The following is a 266-nucleotide window of genomic DNA, read 5'->3' as shown; positions in this document are numbered from 1 at the left end:
AGTGCCGGATTTGCCTAACACTCAATCTCACTGCTTAGACGTACAATCCAATCGTACGCTTCGCCTATCCTACTGCGTCCCCCCATCGATTAAAACGATTATAGGTGGTACAGGAATATCAACCTGTTATCCATCGCCTACGCCTGTCGGCCTCAGCTTAGGACCCGACTAACCCAGAGCGGACGAGCCTTCCTCTGGAAACCTTAGTCAATCGGTGGACGGGATTCTCACCCGTCTTTCGCTACTCACACCGGCATTCTCACTTC

1 rRNA gene is annotated in these 266 nt (G+C 51.9%); it reads right to left on the bottom strand.

From position 1 onward, the window contains the following. Positions 1 to 266, bottom strand: a 23S ribosomal RNA gene (locus PNO30_RS03620); the annotation flags it as partial.

This window comes from Gemella haemolysans (assembly GCF_028308085.1).
GTDB classification, from domain to species: Bacteria; Bacillota; Bacilli; order Staphylococcales; family Gemellaceae; genus Gemella; species Gemella haemolysans_D.
This window is presented reverse-complemented; position numbering and strand designations above follow the sequence as displayed.